Here is a 17,559-nt window from a genome sequence, read left to right as displayed (position 1 = left end):
AAATAATGTTAGGTGGGAAATACATGTTAGAACAATTTCATATACATGCTGATTTAAAACAGCAATTAGCAACAATTCACGAAAAAAATAAACAAGTAGTTGGTGAAAATGCACATTTAATCGGAACAAAAATGTACAAAGCATCGGATAACAGCATTATTGAAGATGCAATTACAGCCCTTCTGCTTGGCAAAAATATTTTATTAAAAGGACCAACTGGAAGTGGAAAAACCGTTCTTGCAGAAACGCTATCTTCCTTATTCCAAAAACCAATGCACAGTATTAACTGTTCTGTCGATTTAGATGTCGAGGGTATTTTAGGATACAATACTTTAAAAACAAAAGACGGAGCATCTGAAGTTTCCTTCGTTGATGGTCCTCTTATGAAAGCGATGAAAAATGGACACTTCCTATATATCGATGAAATTAATATGGCAAAACCGGAAACACTTCCTCTCCTTCATGGTGCATTAGATTACCGTAAAATGATCACAAACCCATTTACACAACAAGTTGTATATGGTGATGAAGAATACCGTGTAATCGCTGCAATCAACGAAGGTTACGTTGGAACAAGCGAACTAAATGAAGCATTAAAAAATCGATTTGTTATTATTGAAGTTCCTTATATTCAAGGTGATACATTAAAACAACTATTATTGTCTGAATCAAAATTGAAAGACATTGCAACAATTGAAAAGTTTGTTGCATTCGCAAGTGACCTCATGCCACTTGCCCGTGACGGACGCGTAAGTGAAGAAGCAGCAAGTATTCGTGGTATTATTGACGCATGTGACTTAGGCGTATATATTCCTGTTATGCGTGCGATTGAGCGAAGCATTATTGCAAAATTAAATGATGAAACAGAACAAATGACTGTCCGTGAATTAGCAGAAAGCTATTTCTTTGAGGGATAATTCATGAGACAAATTTTTAGTGACAAAAAAATTGATGCGTCGCTGTTTCTTCAAATGGAAAATTTAATGTATGCTCTTCTAAAAGAAGATGATGCTTACTTAGAGTATGGCTATAAGGCATATTACGACGAAATCGAAAAGAAAGTTGTCGTCAGTCACTTTTGGGATGATCGTAAAGAAGAGGATATGGTAATCGGCTTAAAAAGCGAAGTGTTTTTAAAGGCACTTGGTAATAAACATTACTCAGACATGAAGCTCATTCGTTCTTATGCAATTGAATTGCAAGATTCTCCTCTTAAAAAATTTTTAACACAATTATTTGTTCTGTTAGAAGATTTACGCGTAGAGGAAATTGTCAAAAACTTACGTCCTGGTACAAAACACATTTTTAAAAGACGTAAAGAGATGTACCGTAATTACTTCGGTTCACAAAATGAAATCAACCGTGTTCGTAACTATCATGGAGACCGTCTATTTTGTCTATGCTATCTTTCTTTAACAAGCGATAAATACGAAATGTTTCACAACGAATATTTTGAGCAAATTGAAGCTATTTTACATGAAACATTTCAAGCTCGTAATACAGAAGATACAATGTATATCATTGAAAAAATTCGCTATCGCTTAGAAGGTTTTCTTGAAAATGATATGATTAACAACTACTTTGGACACGCACCGCTATATTTATCTGTTATTGCCGAAGAAAAAGATGGGCGCGTCGAAGATTTAGCAAATGATGATACTCAAATCGTAGATGATGAGAATAAAAATAAAATTAATGAAAGCTTCTCGACATGGCATCGTGAAAATAAAAATAACGAAAACGAGAACTTTTTACGCTTTGAATTAGAAAGCGGAACAAAAACAAATATGATGGGTGATACTGCTCGTGAATCAGAAGATGGCGATCAAGCACTTGGTTCTGTACAGGGGACTTCTCAAAAAAGTACGCAATCAAACTTCGATCAGGCAGATGCGCAAGATGCGAAAGCTTCACACGCTTCTAGTCAAAATGAAGGCATATACGGTAAATATAACGTCGGTGCCTCTCATACATTTAAAGAAGCACGCAAGCCAAATCCTGATGATAAAAAAGATTATCAAGCGATCAAATCAGTCATTAATAAAGATGTAAAAGAGTTAAAGAAAATCATTGAGAAGACGATCGAAAATAAAACCAACGCAAATAGTGATAAATATTACGGAAGACTTCGTAAGAAATTCCTTCGTATTTATACAGAAAAGCAACCGCGGATGTTTTATAAAAAAGGGCAGGAATCACAAGAGCTTGATGTTGCCTTTCAGCTATTAGTAGACTGCTCGGGCTCTATGTATAACAAAATGGAAGAAACGAAAAAAAGTGTTGTTCTGTTCCATGAAGCGTTGAAGTCATTGAAAATTCCACATGCAATTAGCGGATTTTGGGAAGATGCTTCTAGTGCGACACCAGAAGATAAACCAAACGTGATTCATGAAGTAGTAACATACAAAAATTCAACCCTTCCAAACGTTGGACCTGAGATTATACAACTTCGCGAAGAAGAAGACAATCGTGACGGTTACATTATCCGTATCGTTTCAGAAAAACTTGCAAAAAGACCAGAGAAACATAAATTCCTACTCGTATTTACAGACGGTGAACCATCTGCTTTAGACTACCAACAAGATGGTATTTTAGACACACATGAAGCTGTTAAACTCGCTCGTAAAAGCGGTATGGAAGTTATCGGTATCTTTATCGAAGAAGGCGAAGCGAAAGAAGCGACATATCAGTTAATGAAAAATATTTACAATCATCATTTCCTAGTTGCCAATCATGCTGAAGATTTACGATTGAAGATTAAGCCGTTATTGAAGAAATTATTACTGAAGACGATTGAATAGCAAACAGGGTCCTATATGGGCCCTGTTTTTTAGTCGTTATTTGTTGAGTGGTCGATGTTCTCCTTTCGAATTGCCGATAAAATTCCATTTACTATTTTGTTTCTTTTTGAAATTTATATGGAATAGATGTTTTTAATAACGATTCAATTCCCCCATCATAATATGGAAACCGCTCGTTTGCCGCTTTCATATCAACCCATTCTATTGCCGAAATTTCATCCATATCCTGTACATCAATATCCCCATCTATCACATTGGCGTGAAAAGTAATCAACAATGCATGGTTGCCTACCTCAGTAAAAAACTTTTCGTTTATTGCTGCAATCCCCTGTATCTCTACAGTTAAACCGGTTTCTTCCTTTGCCTCTCTTACAACTGCAACTTCTAATGTTTCTTCTTTCTCCACTGCGCCTCCTGGCAATGACCAAACATCTTGTTCTACATTATGTACCATTAATACTTGATCTCGTGCCTTATTATAAATAAGTGCATATACAACATCGACTCTTTTCATATGTGTTTCCCCCCTATTGTACTTTTTACATATCTAATCCTGATTCAATTTCCGATAAAGTGAAACTTTAATCAGTGGTGTTTTCTTCATCCCCTACTAATTATCAGCCTGTTCCCCACGTATCTTCCTTATCCCTCTTTCTGAATAATGAAAAATTCATAGAAATCTTTTTGGGTATATTAAGGAAGAAGTCTACTATCAAATATATTTGAAAGGATGTTTCATTTGTCCCCAAAAAAGGATGAACAATATACGGATGTTACAGTTGCTGAAGCAAGACATGAATTTGTCATTCCCGAAGAGTTTCCTGATGGGCCTTACGGTTCCTCCACTAACAGAAAGTTAGGAAAATCGTCTCCTTGGGAGGATGATCAAAAAACACATAAGGCATTTAGTTACGAATATGAAAAACCTTATGAAGAAACAAAGCAGCAATATCCTGAGGCTAGCACCGAACCAAGAAGTGTAGATACGAATAAGGTAAAATCTATATAACGAGAAAACTTATTTCTTCCTCAGACTAAGTTTAGGTATGCTGAAAAAAAGAGCCGATTCAAAGAATTGAATCGACTCTTTTTTCATTAACTAAGCACTAACTCAGCTGTTAACTTTTTTTTTAATTTCGCCAGCATATCAGCTGTCATTTTATCTAAATCATACTCCGCTTTAAAGCCCCACTCTTCTTTCGCTGCGGTTGCATCGATTGAATTCGGCCAGCTGTTTGCGATTGTTTGACGAGCTGGATCTACAGCGTAATCCATTGTAAACGTCGGAATATGCTTACGGATTGCTGCTGCGATTTGCTCTGGCTCGAAACTCATTGCAGTAATATTAAAAGCGTTACGGTGTATTAACTTACTTGGATCTGCTTCCATTAAAGAAACAATTGCTTGCAGTGCATCTGGCATATACATCATATCCATGTAGGTGCCTTCCGCAATGTAAGAGGTGTAGGTACCTTTTTTAATTGCTTCATAATAAATTTCAACTGCATAATCAGTTGTACCGCCTCCTGGAGGAGCTACATAAGAAATTAAGCCTGGGAAACGTACACCGCGCGTATCAACACCAAATTTTTGATGATAATAATCACATAATAATTCTCCTGCTACTTTGTTTACTCCATACATCGTAGTAGGGCGTTGGATTGTATCTTGTGGTGTATTATCTTTTGGCGTTGTTGGACCAAATGCGCCAATAGAACTTGGCGTGAAAAATTTACAGTCTAGTTCACGTGCTGCTTCTAATGCATTTACAAGTCCACCCATATTTAAATTCCAAGCGAATAGCGGATTTTTTTCTGCAGTTGCTGAAAGTAAAGCTGCTAAATGAATAATTGTATCCACTTCATTACGTTTCGCAATGTCGTGTAGTTTTTGACCATCAGTTACATCTAATGTTTCAAATGGACCAGACTTTACCACTTCACTGTCCGTTTCACGAATATCTGTTGCAATAATGTTTGATGCGCCGTATACATCACGAAGTTTCATCACAAGCTCAGAACCAATTTGTCCTAAAGAACCGGTTACTAGAATTTTTTTCATTTTCTCCACTCCTCATTTGCAAGCTTTCAAAAGATGTAATTGTGTTAAATGATTCCCATTTCTTTACCCACTTTTTCATACGTACGAATCGCTTCATCCAGCATTTCTTTCGTATGAGCTGCTGTTGGCATATTACGAACACGACCTGTCCCTTTTGCTACAGTCGGGAACACAATAGATTTTGCGTATACGCCTTCTTCATTTAGGCGTTTACTAAATTCTTGTGTTAATACTTCATCGCCGATGATACAAGGTGTAATTGGTGTTTCACTTTCGCCAATATTGAATCCAAGTTCTTTTAAACCTTGTTTTAAATAACGACCATTTTCCCATAAGCGATCATGTAATTCCGTACTTTCCATTAAAATCTCAATCGATCTCATACAAGCTGCTGCATCTGCTGGTGTTAGCGCTGTTGAGAATAAGAATGGACGTGAACGAACTTTTAGCCAATCAATTAAGTTTTGTTTTCCTGCTACATATCCACCGACTACACCAATCGCTTTTGATAATGTACCAATTTGGAAATCTACTTTATCAGAAAGACCGAAATGTTTTACAGTACCTGCACCTTTTCCAAGTACACCTGAACCATGTGCATCATCAACATATGTCATTAAATCTAGTTCCTCTGCAATCTCAACAATTTCTGGTAATTTCGCAACATCACCATCCATTGAGAACACACCATCTGTGATAACCATTAATTTATTATAAAGCCCCGATTCCTTCGCCTCGGTTGCTTTTTTACGTAAATCTTCCATATCAGAATGTTTATACACAATAATTTTTGCTTTTGATAAACGACTGCCGTCAATAATAGACGCATGGTTTAATTCATCAGAGAGAATTGCATCATTTTTATCCATAACAGCTGAAATCGCTGCCATATTACAGTTAAATCCCGATTGATATGCAATTGCTGCTTCTGTATGTTTAAATTTCGCAATTGTTTCTTCTAATTTGATATGCAAATCAAGAGTACCGTTAATTGTACGAACCGCTCCTGCACCAACGCCATACTTATGAATCGCACCAATTGCTGCTTCTTGCAGACGATTATCTGTTGCTAAACCAAGATAGTTATTTGAAGATAAGTTAATATATTCTTTCCCGCCAATTGTAATGATTGGTCCATTTGGACTTTCCAGCGGATCAATTACGTTATAAAGCCCTTTTGCTTTTAAATCCTCTAAATTTTCTTCTAAAAAGTTTGCAAGTGTTTTACTAGACATCGTGAAGCCTCCCCATCGTTCATGTAAGCGAATCATTATCTTAACAATTCCAATAATTCCTCTACTAGCTTAACACGTTTTCAGAATTTATTATAGAAAAATAGCTTGAAGAAAACGCTTACAACTTTTAATTATATAGGATTACATACAAGAAATCTATGATTTACTTCAATTGTTTGATAGAATAAGAAAAATGTTTTTAGGAGCTGAGAAAATGGCATTTACAGAATCTGAAGTATATAATAATGACTCTTTTTTTGAACAGTACATGAAGCGCAGATATCGAAAAGACAATCCAAATGAAGCAATGGAAAAGCCAGCTTTATTACAGCTCATCGGGGACATGAAAGGAAAGAACATTCTTGACTTAGGATGCGGTGATGCTAAATTTGGTATAGAATTATTGCAAAAAGGCTGCCTATCTTACACTGGTATTGAAGGCTCTTACCTTATGTATACAGAAGCTATCAAACAACTCGAAAACGTAAATGGCACTGTCCATTTCACGAACCTCAAAGACTATACATACCCCTCTTCTACTTTTGATCTCGTTACATCTAGACTCGCCCTGCACTATATTGAACATCTTGATATTATTTTTCAAAACGTCTATCAAACTTTAAAAACAGATGGAATTTTCACCTTTAGTGTACAACATCCCGTTATTACCTCTTCCTTTGAGAGCTTACAAAGCAGTGGGAAACGAACAAGCTGGCTTATTGATGATTATTTTAAAATTGGGAAACGTACAGAACCGTGGATTGACCAAGAGGTAATCAAATACCATCGTACTACTGAACAGTACTTCACCCTCTTACAACAAGCTGGATTTACAATTACAGACTTACAAGAAGCAACACCAAAGCGAAAACATTTCCAAAATGAAGAGGAATATAAGCGCAGATTGCGTATTCCCCTCTTTCTCTTGTTTTCTTGTAAAAAATAAAAAAGCGATGAATTTTCATCGCTTTTTTATTTCACCACTCGCCCTTTCTGCGGAAGCAAACATCTTCCTCTTCCCTGTGGAATACATAGTGGTGTTCCAAATAAAGGATCTATTGTAATTTGACAATCCATACGGAATACATCACGAACTAGCTTACAATCGACAATTTCTTCTGGTTTGCCTTGTGCATAAATTTGTTTGTCTTGAATGGCTACAATATTATCAGCATAGCGACATGCTAAGTTTAAATCATGTAGTACCATAACAATTGTTCTTTGCTCTGTTTCATTTAATTCAAATAATAAATCTAACACTTCAATTTGGTGTGTCATATCCAAGTATGTTGTTGGCTCATCTAACAGAATAATATCTGTATCTTGTGCAAGTGTCATTGCAATCCAAGCGCGCTGACGTTGTCCACCTGAAAGTGCGTGAACATCACGCTCAGCAAATTCAGTCATACCTGTTGCTGCAAGTGCTTTTTGTACCATTTCTTCATCTTTTTCTGACCATTGCTTGAGCCATGTTTGATATGGATAACGCCCTTGTTTCACAAGTTGCAGTACAGTAAGTCCTTCTGGAGCTTGAGGCCCTTGTGGTAAAATTGCCATTTGGCGAGCAATTTGCTTTGTTTGCATATTTTGAATCGCATTATCCTCTAATAAAATATCGCCGGATGTCGGTTTTAATAAACGAGCAAGCGAGCGTAATAAAGTTGATTTCCCACAGCCGTTAGAACCGATAAAAATCGTAATTTTCCCTTTTGGGATCTCTAAATTTAATTCATTAATAATAATTGTTTCACCATAAGACAATGTTAACGATTTCGTCTCTAATGCTTTTTGCATGTTCATCTCCCTTTACTCCGTTTTTTAATAGATAGAAAGCCATCTATGTACTTTTTACCTTTATGAATTTCGACTTTTATAAAGTAAATAAATAAAATACGGAGCACCAATTGCTGATGTAAATACACCCGCTGGAATTTCAAGCGGGGCAAAAACTGTACGGCCAATTAAATCGGCAGCAAGTACTAAAATAGCACCTACAATAGCTGCTACGGGAAGTAACGCACCATATAAAGAACCAACTAATCTTCTTGAAATATGGGGTGCCATTAAACCGACAAAGCCAATCCCACCAGCAAAAGCAACCGCTCCTCCAATTAACGCTGTACTAAGGAGCAAAAGGAAGAATCTTGATTTCGTTAAACGAATACCAAGTCCAGTCGCGATATCATCACCAAGTTCTTGGGCATTTAAATGTCTCGCCGATATAAATACAATCACTGTTAAAATAAGAACCCAAGGTGCTAGCACCCCTACATTTTGCCATGATGAACCGTAAACAGTACCAGTAATCCACACGTTGGCTTGACTCGCTTGATAAATAGGTGCTAACAACATAAATAAAGTCGTAGCTGCCTTCGTTAATGCCCAAAATCCAACACCAATTAAAACGAGGCTAATTGGCGACAACCCATCATTTCTCCATGCAAATAAATATACACAAAGTGCAACGATGGTTGCCCCAATAAAGGCTGCCAGTGGCATATAATGAATACTTACCGTTAATGCATTATTTTTATCACTAAATAAAGCAAGAAATAGGACAACTGCTACACTTGCCCCGCCCGTAATCCCAATAATATCAGGAGACGCAAGTGGATTTCGAACGAGCCCTTGTAAAATACAACCAGCTACAGCAAGAGCTATTCCTACAAGAATTGCAATTAAAATACGCGGCATACGGAACTTATTTACGACCATATTAGACATTGCATCACCGTTCCCGGTAATTGCTTGCCATACATCATATGGGGCTATTTTCATCTCCCCCATACCCGCGCTTGCAAAAAATAATCCCATTAAAACAATTAATAAACCTGACAAGACGAGAAAAACTCGTTTATACATTAAAAACGAGAGGCCGTCTTTTCCTATACGAAACGGAATATACTTCTTCATTTGCTAAGCCCTCTCTTACGTGCAATATAAATAAAGAATGGTGCACCAATAAATGCTGTCATAACCCCTACTGGAACTTCTTGTGGCATAATGACATATCTTGCAGCAATATCTGCAAGTAATAACAAAATGGCCCCTAACAACCCACTATATGGAACTCTCCAACGATGATCTACACCGACAAGAGCTCTTGCAAAATGAGGGATAATAATTCCAATAAAGCCAATTGGACCTGCAACAGCAACTGAGCCGCCAGACAGTAAAACAATAATGAGTAGTACCAATGATTTCATCCAAACAGTTCGTTGCCCCAATCCTTTCGCAACATCTTCTCCCATCATTAATGTATTTACTTTTCCTGCCATTAGCAGAGAAGCGATCCATCCTATTAATAAATAAGGAAATACAGACTGTAATATTTCTAACTTTCTCCCTTGTACAGAACCAGCTAACCAAAATAGTACTTCTTCTAATGCTTGCTCGTTTAATACGAGCAAACCTTGTGTTAAAGACGAGAATAAAGCACTAATTGCTACCCCTGCCAAAGTCAACTTAAGTGGGGTTGTCCCTTCTTTCCCTAAGGAACTAGATGCGAATACAAGTGCAGCAGCAACCGCTGTACCTAAAAAGGCGATCCAGGTAAACGCTGACAAAGATGTTATCGAAAAAACAACAATTGCTACAACAATGAAAAAGGCAGCACCTGAGTTTAATCCAATAAAATCTGGAGCAGCAAGTGGATTCTTAGTTAAAGTTTGCATTAAGCAACCAGCGATAGCTAAACTAGCACCAACACTAGCAGCAATTAACGCCCTTGGAAGACGTACATTTTGAATAATAATATGTTCATTCGAACCATTAAAATGAAAAAAAGCATCAAGTGCTAATTTCCCACTTGTATTTGTATATCCAAAAATAATACTTCCCCAAATACAAGCAATAACTCCAATGATTCCAACAAATAATCCAACCCATTTTGCTTGATTTGTTTTTAATAACATGCAGCGTTTCTCCTTCAATGTATAATGATACGTTGTTAGTCTATTGTAACTTAATTCGCATTGTCAATGATAGTAATAATTATTTTCAATTAAATCTATTGACAATCTATTTATAAACCATTAACATCAAGCTTGCTAATGAAAATTATTCTCAATATTTAGGGGGATACATAATGAATTTCATCAAACAAAAATCATTTGTATTATTTGTATTCGTGTTATCATTTTCACTCCTTTTAGGGGCATGTGGGAAATCTGATAACAAGGCTGAGCCTAAAAAAGAAGAAAAGAAAGAAATGATTACTATAGAACATGCAATGGGTAAAACAGAAGTTCCTGCTAATCCAAAGCGTATCGTTATTTTAACAAATGAAGGAACCGAAGCTTTACTTACCCTTGGTATAACACCAGTCGGTGCTGCTGAATCACCTACCGGTAACCCATGGTATCCACATACGAAAGATAAACTGAAAGATGTAAAAACTGTCGGTACCGAGCTTCAACCCAATGTAGAAGCAATTGCTTCTTTAAAACCCGACTTAATCATTGGTAACAAACTGCGTCACGAAAAAATATACGAGCAATTAAAAGGCATTGCTCCTACTGTTTTCTCAGAAACACTACGCGGTGAATGGAAAGATAACTTTAAATTTTATGCAAAAGCAGTAAATAAAGAAAAAGAAGGTCAAAAAGTATTAGCTGATTACGACAAACGTATCAAAGACTTAAAAGGCAAACTTGGTGATAAAGTAAATCAAGAAATTTCTATGGTGCGCTTTATGCCTGGTGATGTTCGTATTTATCACGGAGATACATTCTCTGGTGTTATTTTAAAAGAACTTGGTTTCAAACGTCCTGGTGATCAAAACAAAAATGACTTTGCAGAACGCAATGTATCTAAAGAGCGCATCCCTGCAATGGATGGTGATATCATCTTCTACTTCACATATGATAAAGGTAATGAGAAAAAAGGTTCTGAATTAGAGAAAGAATATATCAATGATCCTCTATTCAAAAACTTAAATGCTTCTAAAAATGGGAAAGTATATAAAGTTGACGATGTCATTTGGAATACAGCTGGCGGTGTAATGGCAGCAAACTTAATGCTAGATGATATTGAAAAACGATTTGTAAAATAATATTCTTCTAAAGCAGCTCCCCTTCTTGGGAGCTGTTTTTTAATTTCATTGAAGTGTCACATTATTTCATTTTGTATTTTTATTCTCAATATGTTATATTGTAATAGTAAATAAAATATATTTTCTCTATATCAGAAGAGTTATTTTAATCTAAATTTTCTGATTAATCATTATTTTATTTTCTTTTGGAATTCAAATACTACATTTGAAAACGCTTATTATCTAGTTTTCAGGGAAAAATACAGTAACGGTTGAGGCTTCAATAGATTATTAAATAAATTTTCTTTCTATTTCCATATAATTCTATTGACTTCTAAATATTTTGTAAATTAAAATGATTACATAAATATCCGTTATACAGGATTAGGGGGAAACAATATGGATGCAGCTTTAAAAGTAGAAAAAGCTGGAGAGCAACAATCACCAAAAAAACATCCACCTGGATTATACTTGTTGTTCTTAACAGAAATGTGGGAAAGATTTAGTTATTACGGAATGCGTGGTCTTTTAGTTCTTTATTTAACAACAGCTGCTATTAGTGGCGGTTTAGGATTTGATAAAGCAGTAGCTGTACAAATTTATGGTACATTTACAATGCTTGTATATTTCACACCAATTATTGGTGGTTGGTTAACTGACCACTTCATAACAAAACGCCATGCAATCACTCTTGGTGGTATTATCATGGCACTTGGTAACTTCGTACTATTCTCGATGAATACAAAAACTGGACTCTTTTTAGGATTAGGCTTACTAGTTATTGGTAATGGATTCTTTAAACCGAATATTTCTACATTGTTAGGTGAACTGTACGGTGAAAATGATTCACGTCGTGACAGTGCTTTTACAATCTTTTACATGGGTATCAACGTCGGCGCTTTCTTCGCACCACTAATTTGTGGTTTCCTAGCTGAAGACTTCTTTAAAACAAGTGCTGATGGCGTTATGGTTATGGGTTATAAATATGGATTCTTGGCTGCTTGTATCGGTATGATTATCGGTCAGATTTTCTTTAACCTATTAGCTCCACGTTACCTTGGTAAAGCAGGAACAACAGTTGTAGGTAAAAAATCAAAAGATACAAACGCAAAAGTTATTGAGAAAAAACCTTTAACAAAACAAGAAAAGAATCGTACTTGGGCAATCATCATTTTAACTTGCTTCGTTGTTTTCTTCTGGGCAGGTTTTGAACAAGCCGGTAGTTCTTTAACACTGTATACAAACACTTTTGTTGATCGCACAATTTTCGGATGGGAAGTTCCAACATCTTGGTTCCAATCTGTTAACCCAGCATTTATCGTTTTATTAGCACCATTTGTTTCTATGTTATGGATAAAGCTTTCTAAAACAAAACGTGGTGACTTAAAAGTTCCAACAAAAATGGCACTTGGTATGATTTTATTAGGTATCGGTTACCTTGTTTTAACATTAGCTGTTCTGAAAACTGGTAGCGACGAAGCACACATTGCTACTAAAGCAAATTTATTATTCATCGTTTTCACATACCTGTTCCATACAATTGGTGAATTATTCTTATCACCAATCGGTCTATCAATGGTAAGTGCAATTGCACCTATAAAGTTAGCTTCTTTATTAATGGGTGTGTGGATGGCTGGTACCGGATGCGCAAACTGGCTAGCTGGTAAATTAGCTTCCTTCACACAATCTTTAGGATACTTAGAAGTATTCGCAAGTATCGGTATTATCGTAATCGTACTAGGCTTAGTACTTCTTATGTTCTCTAAAAAAATTGCACATATGATGGAATAAAAAAAGCGGAGAGAATTCTCCGCCTTTTTTTATTCCTCTTCTAATGCTGTCACATCTACTTGTACCGTCTCATGCGGTGTCTTCACATCATGTACATTTGCGATTCCACGTCCCTCATCACAACTTTCAATCCAAACCGGTACACCATGGTAAGTTACATCAATTCTACTTGAAGATGACAAAATTTGTTTTACACGCTTTACATCCATTCAGTATCTCTCCTTCCATTTATAACACTCTTTTTATCTTTTCATATTTCTTTGAACTATATTCCATAAGAAAAAGACGTATATTTCTATACGCCTTTTTCCATAATATTAAAATTTTACAAAAATAATGTCTTTACAACTTCACTTACTTTCTCATTATGCACTTGATAATATACTTCTAAGCCACGTCTTTCAAAACGAACAACTTTATTCTGTTTTAATTTCGTTAAATGTTGTGAAACAGTAGATTGCGGAATTTCTAAAACTTCCTGCAATTGTGTTACGTTACAAGTACCGCGTTCCATAAGCTCCATTACAAGGCGGAGTCGAAGCGGGTGAGCTAACGCTCGTAGCATTTGTACATCCTCTTCTGAAATACGACAATCAAATTGATTTTGATTCATAAAGTTCCCCTCATTTTTTCATTTTTATTTTCTCTTTATTTATTTTTATATATTTGTTTTTATATTTCCTGTTACGACACAACTTTATCAACCCAAAATAAAAAAATTATTTCCTCCTTTTATCAACATACCATTAAGAGCAATAACCCCTGCTGATTTTGAATATTATACTACACGCTTTAGTGAAAAAGCAAAAAATACAGATAGGAATACTTTGCTTCTAAAAGCTGTTTTATCAACCTTTTTGTTATATTCCTTCCTTAAAATAATCATTGTAATGGTATTGTAAAATACTTTTCTCAAATGATACATCCTTGCAATCTTTTTAGTCATTTATCTCTCCCTTTGCTACCATAAAAAAGTAAAGTTTTGATAAGGAAAAGAATGCAAAATGAAAAAGTGGTTCATAATAAATTTAATTCGTATTGTACTTAGGTTATACAACCCCAGACTGTTCTATTAAATATAAAGATGTGACATATCAAATTCTAAGCATTCCTCCTTCATTCTTGATAAACCGGAAATCGTGTACTTTCGTACACACGATTTCTCTTTTTGTCTAGTTTATGAACAAAATGTAGCGGAATTTTTACAGTTAATACTATTATGGAATAAATATACTTTTTCACGTTGACAATAGTGTTGAACAAGAATATACTTAGCATGTAAGTTGATTGTGAATCATTTCACAAATTAATGTGAATACCTTCACATATTATAGATAGGAGTTGTCATTATTATGAGTACTTGGACACAAATTTATGACCCGTTAAACAACATTTGGTTATCAGCAATCGTTGCTGCTCTTCCAATCTTATTCTTCGTCCTTTGTTTAACAGTATTTAAGATCAAAGGATATTTATCAGGACTTTATAGTGTGATTTTAGCAATTATTCTTTCTATTTTTGTTTTCAAAATGCCAGCAACTATGGCAGTATCATCAGCTGCATTTGGTGTAGCAGCTGGATTTTATCCAATTTGTACAATTGTTATTGCAGCAATCTTCCTTTACAAATTAACTGTAAAAACTGAGCAATTTAATGTTATTCGTGACAGCATTTCCAGTATTACAAACGATCGTCGTCTTCAAGTGTTATTAATTGCTTATTCTTTCGGTGCCTTCTTAGAAGGTGCAGCTGGCTTTGGTGTACCGGTTGCAATTACAGCAGCATTACTTGTAGGTATGGGCTTTAATCCATTAAAAGCAGCAGGTATTTGTTTAGTTGCAAATATTGCTGGTGGAGCAATGGGAGCAATGGGTATTCCAGTTACAGTCCCTGCTCAATTAACTCAAATAGACCCATTAATTGTTGGGCGTCAAACTGTAACATTATTACCTTTCATTAGCTTTGTACTACCATTTTTACTTGTTGCAATGGTAGACGGTTTTAAGGGAATTAAAGAAACTTGGCAAGGTATCCTTGTAAGTGGTGGTTCCTTTGCCATTACACAATTCCTTGTAACATACTTCCTTGGTGCAGAACTAACTGATATCTTTGCTGCTGTTGTCAGCATGGTTTCATTAGCTTTATTCTTACGTGTATGGCAGCCAAAATCTTCAGCTCAATCTCAAGCTGAAGCTGGGCAGGCGGAAAAACATAGTTACACAATGAAACAAATTTTATATGCTTGGTCACCATTTGCTTTCTTAACTGCATTCGTAACAATTTTCAATTTAAAAGCAATTAAAGGTTTATTCGCTCCAGATGGTGCATTAGGAAGCTTAGTATGGAACATCCAAATTCCTGGCTTACACAATCACGTTATTAAAACAACACCAATTGTAAGTGCAGATACACCATTTGCAGCAATCTTCAAACTAGATGTATTTTCATCTACAACTACTGCAATTGTATTGGCAATCATCGTATCTTTACTTGTATATCGTGCAAAAGGGCAATTGGTTAAAGAATTAACTATTGAAACATTAAAAGAACTGAAGGCTCCGATTTATACAATTTGTAGTGTAATTGCATTAGCATATGTAACAAACTATTCTGGTATGTCTTCTACTCTTGGACTAGCTTTATCATCTACAGGCGATGCCTTCCCAATCTTATCTCCAATCTTAGGTTGGATCGGCGTATTCTTAACTGGTTCAGTAGTATCAAGTGGTTCTTTATTCGCACCGCTTCAAGCAGTAACTGCAGCACAATTAGATATCGTACCATCTACACTCGTTGCACTAAATGTAGTCGGCGGTACAATGGCAAAAATGGTTTCACCACAATCTGTAGCAGTTGCTTGTGCAGCAGTTGGACTAGTTGGTAAAGAATCTGCTCTATTTAAAACAGCGATGAAATATAGTTTAATTTTCTTACTTGTAATTAGCTTACTTCAACTTAACTCTATATTTAATATCTTTTAAAAGATGAAAACGATCCCTATATAGGGATCGTTTTTTATTTCCTTCTTTTTCACATCACGAACACGGGTGAGAATACCTTATACTTTTGTATAAAAAATCCCGATACACACGTATCAGGATTTTTTATTTTTTAATAACGATGCCCCAGCTATCTCTGGATGCGTCATTTCATATGGATCCAAAATAATATCGAGCTCTTCTTCTGTTAACACACCATGTTCTAAGCAAAGCTCACGAACAGATTTCCCTGTTTCAATTGCCCCCCGAGCAATACGAGACGCCGTCTCATACCCAATATGAGGATTCACCGCTGTAATAATTCCAACGCTTTTCTCAACATATTGTTTTAACAATTTTTCATTTGCAGTAATACCTTTAATACAATATTCACGGAATACGCGGAATGCATTATTCATAATACTAATAGATTGAATTAAATTAAATACTAACACCGGCTCCATTACATTTAATTCTAATTGTCCTGCCTCTGATGCTAAACATATTGTATGATCGTTTCCAATAACTTGGAAGGCTACTTGATTAATCACTTCTGCCATAACTGGATTCACTTTTCCTGGCATAATAGATGATCCTGGTTGACGAGCTGGTAATTGAATTTCAGCTAACCCGACACGTGGACCAGATGCCATAATACGCAAGTCATTAGCAATTTTAGACATATTCATCATACATACTTTTAGTGCGGCTGATACTTCCGTATACGCATCTGTATTTTGCGTTGCATCCACTAAATGCTCCGCACCAATAAGTGGAAATCCACTAATATTGCGTAAATGCTTTACAACTTGTTCGATATAAATTGGATTTGCATTTAATCCTGTTCCAACAGCCGTTGCGCCCATATTCACTTCATACAAATGTTGACGAGACTGCCTAATGCGTTTTATATCGCGCCCAAGCACTCGGCTATATGCTTCAAACTCTTGTCCAAGACGAATTGGAACTGCATCCTGCAAATGCGTACGTCCCATTTTTATCACATGATCAAATTCTTTTGCTTTATCAGTAAATGCACTGTGCAATGCATCCATGGTAATAAGGAGTTCTTCTAGCATCATAAGCACTGCAATATGAATTCCTGTTGGGAACGCATCATTTGTTGATTGTGCCATGTTCACATGTGTATTTGGACTAATGGCTGCATAGTTCCCTTTTTCATAACCCATTCTCTCAAGTGCACGGTTTGCAATAACCTCATTTGTATTCATATTAATAGAAGTTCCTGCCCCGCCTTGAATCGGATCTACAATAAATTGCTCATGAAACTTCCCATCAATAATTTCTTGAGCTGATTTTGCAATTTCTTCCCCAATATTTTCTTGCAAATAACCTGTCTCCATATTTGCAAGCGCTGCCGCTTTTTTGACCATTGCCATTGCTGTAATTAATGACGTATGAATACGATATCCTGTGATCGGAAAATTTTCTACAGCTCTTAATGTTTGAACACCATAATAAGCTGCACTTGGTACTTCCTTTTCCCCCAGAAAGTCTTTTTCAATACGTATATCTTTCGTTACTATCATTTTTTATCACCTATACTTTTCATTCTAATCGATGACTTAGAAATATTTTCTATGAAAATATGATTTTTGTAAGAGATATATTTCCATATCTTTCTCCACTATATCTCACCT

Annotated in this window: 17 protein-coding genes; 7 read left to right on the top strand and 10 right to left on the bottom strand. The window is 35.7% G+C overall.

The genetic code is table 11. The annotated features are described in order from the left end of the window. The first annotated feature begins 23 nt into the window (after positions 1-23). The gene (locus QRY57_RS04955) at positions 24-917 is read left to right on the top strand and encodes an ATP-binding protein (protein ID WP_286016793.1); all 894 of its coding nucleotides are present in this window, start codon (positions 24-26) and stop codon (positions 915-917) included. A gap of 3 nt (positions 918-920) precedes the next feature. Further along, positions 921-2,801: a vWA domain-containing protein gene (locus QRY57_RS04950; RefSeq protein WP_286016792.1), complete on the top strand. Its 1,881-nt coding sequence runs from the start codon at positions 921-923 to the stop codon at positions 2,799-2,801. 91 nt (positions 2,802-2,892) lie between these two features. Here QRY57_RS04950 and QRY57_RS04945 read toward each other — a convergent pair whose 3' ends face one another. Next, a complete protein-coding gene (locus QRY57_RS04945) occupies positions 2,893-3,315 on the bottom strand; it encodes an NUDIX hydrolase (protein WP_286016791.1) in 423 nt (140 codons plus the stop codon). Between the two features lie 216 nt (positions 3,316-3,531). Between QRY57_RS04945 and QRY57_RS04940 the strand changes: the two genes are divergently transcribed. Further along, entirely contained in the window at positions 3,532-3,810 is a 279-nt protein-coding gene (locus QRY57_RS04940; protein WP_035415677.1) for a hypothetical protein, read from the top strand. Positions 3,811-3,896: 86 nt separating this feature from the next. Here QRY57_RS04940 and QRY57_RS04935 read toward each other — a convergent pair whose 3' ends face one another. Both QRY57_RS04935 and QRY57_RS04930 read right to left on the bottom strand, forming a co-directional pair. Further along, positions 3,897-4,862: an L-threonine 3-dehydrogenase gene (locus QRY57_RS04935; protein WP_035415678.1), complete on the bottom strand. Its 966-nt coding sequence runs from the start codon at positions 4,860-4,862 to the stop codon at positions 3,897-3,899. A 44-nt stretch (positions 4,863-4,906) separates the two neighbouring features. Next, complete coding sequence (locus QRY57_RS04930; protein WP_026593913.1) at positions 4,907-6,097, bottom strand: glycine C-acetyltransferase; 1,191 nt, start codon at positions 6,095-6,097, stop codon at positions 4,907-4,909. Between the two features lie 214 nt (positions 6,098-6,311). Between QRY57_RS04930 and QRY57_RS04925 the strand changes: the two genes are divergently transcribed. Continuing rightward, positions 6,312-7,043, top strand: coding sequence for a class I SAM-dependent methyltransferase (locus QRY57_RS04925; protein ID WP_090692891.1), 732 nt, complete (start codon positions 6,312-6,314; stop codon positions 7,041-7,043). A 26-nt stretch (positions 7,044-7,069) separates the two neighbouring features. Here QRY57_RS04925 and QRY57_RS04920 read toward each other — a convergent pair whose 3' ends face one another. From QRY57_RS04920 to QRY57_RS04910, 3 genes are read right to left on the bottom strand one after another with little or no spacing between them, the layout of a single operon-like run. Further along, entirely contained in the window at positions 7,070-7,897 is an 828-nt protein-coding gene (locus QRY57_RS04920; protein ID WP_286016790.1) for an ABC transporter ATP-binding protein, read from the bottom strand. Positions 7,898-7,951: 54 nt separating this feature from the next. Continuing rightward, positions 7,952-9,010, bottom strand: a complete 1,059-nt coding sequence (locus QRY57_RS04915; protein WP_286016789.1) for a FecCD family ABC transporter permease — start codon at positions 9,008-9,010, stop codon at positions 7,952-7,954. After that, positions 9,007-10,011: a FecCD family ABC transporter permease gene (locus tag QRY57_RS04910; protein ID WP_090692897.1), complete on the bottom strand. Its 1,005-nt coding sequence runs from the start codon at positions 10,009-10,011 to the stop codon at positions 9,007-9,009. Before QRY57_RS04910 ends, QRY57_RS04915 begins: the two co-directional genes overlap by 4 nt. A 173-nt stretch (positions 10,012-10,184) precedes the next feature. Between QRY57_RS04910 and QRY57_RS04905 the strand changes: the two genes are divergently transcribed. Beyond that, positions 10,185-11,150, top strand: coding sequence for an ABC transporter substrate-binding protein (locus tag QRY57_RS04905; RefSeq protein ID WP_286016788.1), 966 nt, complete (start codon positions 10,185-10,187; stop codon positions 11,148-11,150). A 378-nt stretch (positions 11,151-11,528) separates the two neighbouring features. Next, positions 11,529-12,920, top strand: a complete 1,392-nt coding sequence (locus QRY57_RS04900) for a peptide MFS transporter (protein WP_286016787.1) — start codon at positions 11,529-11,531, stop codon at positions 12,918-12,920. A 29-nt stretch (positions 12,921-12,949) separates the two neighbouring features. Here QRY57_RS04900 and QRY57_RS04895 read toward each other — a convergent pair whose 3' ends face one another. The 3 genes from QRY57_RS04895 to QRY57_RS04885 form a co-directional block, all read right to left on the bottom strand. Then, positions 12,950-13,129 (bottom strand): acid-soluble spore protein H, encoded by a 180-nt coding sequence (locus tag QRY57_RS04895; RefSeq protein WP_026593920.1) that lies wholly within the window; start codon positions 13,127-13,129, stop codon positions 12,950-12,952. 116 nt (positions 13,130-13,245) lie between these two features. Further along, positions 13,246-13,533 (bottom strand): ArsR/SmtB family transcription factor, encoded by a 288-nt coding sequence (locus tag QRY57_RS04890; protein ID WP_026593921.1) that lies wholly within the window; start codon positions 13,531-13,533, stop codon positions 13,246-13,248. Between the two features lie 165 nt (positions 13,534-13,698). Then, positions 13,699-13,866 (bottom strand): hypothetical protein, encoded by a 168-nt coding sequence (locus QRY57_RS04885; protein WP_208018407.1) that lies wholly within the window; start codon positions 13,864-13,866, stop codon positions 13,699-13,701. Positions 13,867-14,272: 406 nt separating this feature from the next. Between QRY57_RS04885 and QRY57_RS04880 the strand changes: the two genes are divergently transcribed. Then, positions 14,273-15,901, top strand: coding sequence for a lactate permease LctP family transporter (locus tag QRY57_RS04880; RefSeq protein ID WP_090692899.1), 1,629 nt, complete (start codon positions 14,273-14,275; stop codon positions 15,899-15,901). A gap of 113 nt (positions 15,902-16,014) precedes the next feature. Here the strand turns inward: QRY57_RS04880 and aspA are convergent, their stop codons facing one another. Beyond that, positions 16,015-17,448: an aspartate ammonia-lyase gene (aspA, locus tag QRY57_RS04875; protein ID WP_286016786.1), complete on the bottom strand. Its 1,434-nt coding sequence runs from the start codon at positions 17,446-17,448 to the stop codon at positions 16,015-16,017. Positions 17,449-17,559 lie beyond the last annotated feature (111 nt).

This window comes from Bacillus arachidis, from assembly GCF_030285945.1.
GTDB lineage: Bacteria > Bacillota > Bacilli > Bacillales > Bacillaceae_G > Bacillus_A > Bacillus_A arachidis.
This window is presented reverse-complemented; position numbering and strand designations above follow the sequence as displayed.

What these genes read in the sequence shown, in the direction of transcription:
- QRY57_RS04945 (WP_286016791.1), bottom strand. Translation starts at nt 3,315, where the DNA reads ATGAAAAGAGTCGATGTTGTATATGCACTTATTTATAATAAGGCACGA.
- QRY57_RS04910 (WP_090692897.1), bottom strand. Translation starts at nt 10,011, where the DNA reads ATGTTATTAAAAACAAATCAAGCAAAATGGGTTGGATTATTTGTTGGA.
- QRY57_RS04885 (WP_208018407.1), bottom strand. Translation starts at nt 13,866, where the DNA reads ATGACTAAAAAGATTGCAAGGATGTATCATTTGAGAAAAGTATTTTAC.
- QRY57_RS04925 (WP_090692891.1), top strand. Translation starts at nt 6,312, where the DNA reads ATGGCATTTACAGAATCTGAAGTATATAATAATGACTCTTTTTTTGAA.
- QRY57_RS04895 (WP_026593920.1), bottom strand. Translation starts at nt 13,129, where the DNA reads ATGGATGTAAAGCGTGTAAAACAAATTTTGTCATCTTCAAGTAGAATT.
- QRY57_RS04900 (WP_286016787.1), top strand. Translation starts at nt 11,529, where the DNA reads ATGGATGCAGCTTTAAAAGTAGAAAAAGCTGGAGAGCAACAATCACCA.
- QRY57_RS04940 (WP_035415677.1), top strand. Translation starts at nt 3,532, where the DNA reads ATGTTTCATTTGTCCCCAAAAAAGGATGAACAATATACGGATGTTACA.
- QRY57_RS04935 (WP_035415678.1), bottom strand. Translation starts at nt 4,862, where the DNA reads ATGAAAAAAATTCTAGTAACCGGTTCTTTAGGACAAATTGGTTCTGAG.
- QRY57_RS04905 (WP_286016788.1), top strand. Translation starts at nt 10,185, where the DNA reads ATGAATTTCATCAAACAAAAATCATTTGTATTATTTGTATTCGTGTTA.
- aspA (WP_286016786.1), bottom strand. Translation starts at nt 17,448, where the DNA reads ATGATAGTAACGAAAGATATACGTATTGAAAAAGACTTTCTGGGGGAA.
- QRY57_RS04880 (WP_090692899.1), top strand. Translation starts at nt 14,273, where the DNA reads ATGAGTACTTGGACACAAATTTATGACCCGTTAAACAACATTTGGTTA.
- QRY57_RS04955 (WP_286016793.1), top strand. Translation starts at nt 24, where the DNA reads ATGTTAGAACAATTTCATATACATGCTGATTTAAAACAGCAATTAGCA.
- QRY57_RS04915 (WP_286016789.1), bottom strand. Translation starts at nt 9,010, where the DNA reads ATGAAGAAGTATATTCCGTTTCGTATAGGAAAAGACGGCCTCTCGTTT.
- QRY57_RS04920 (WP_286016790.1), bottom strand. Translation starts at nt 7,897, where the DNA reads ATGAACATGCAAAAAGCATTAGAGACGAAATCGTTAACATTGTCTTAT.
- QRY57_RS04930 (WP_026593913.1), bottom strand. Translation starts at nt 6,097, where the DNA reads ATGTCTAGTAAAACACTTGCAAACTTTTTAGAAGAAAATTTAGAGGAT.
- QRY57_RS04890 (WP_026593921.1), bottom strand. Translation starts at nt 13,533, where the DNA reads ATGAATCAAAATCAATTTGATTGTCGTATTTCAGAAGAGGATGTACAA.
- QRY57_RS04950 (WP_286016792.1), top strand. Translation starts at nt 921, where the DNA reads ATGAGACAAATTTTTAGTGACAAAAAAATTGATGCGTCGCTGTTTCTT.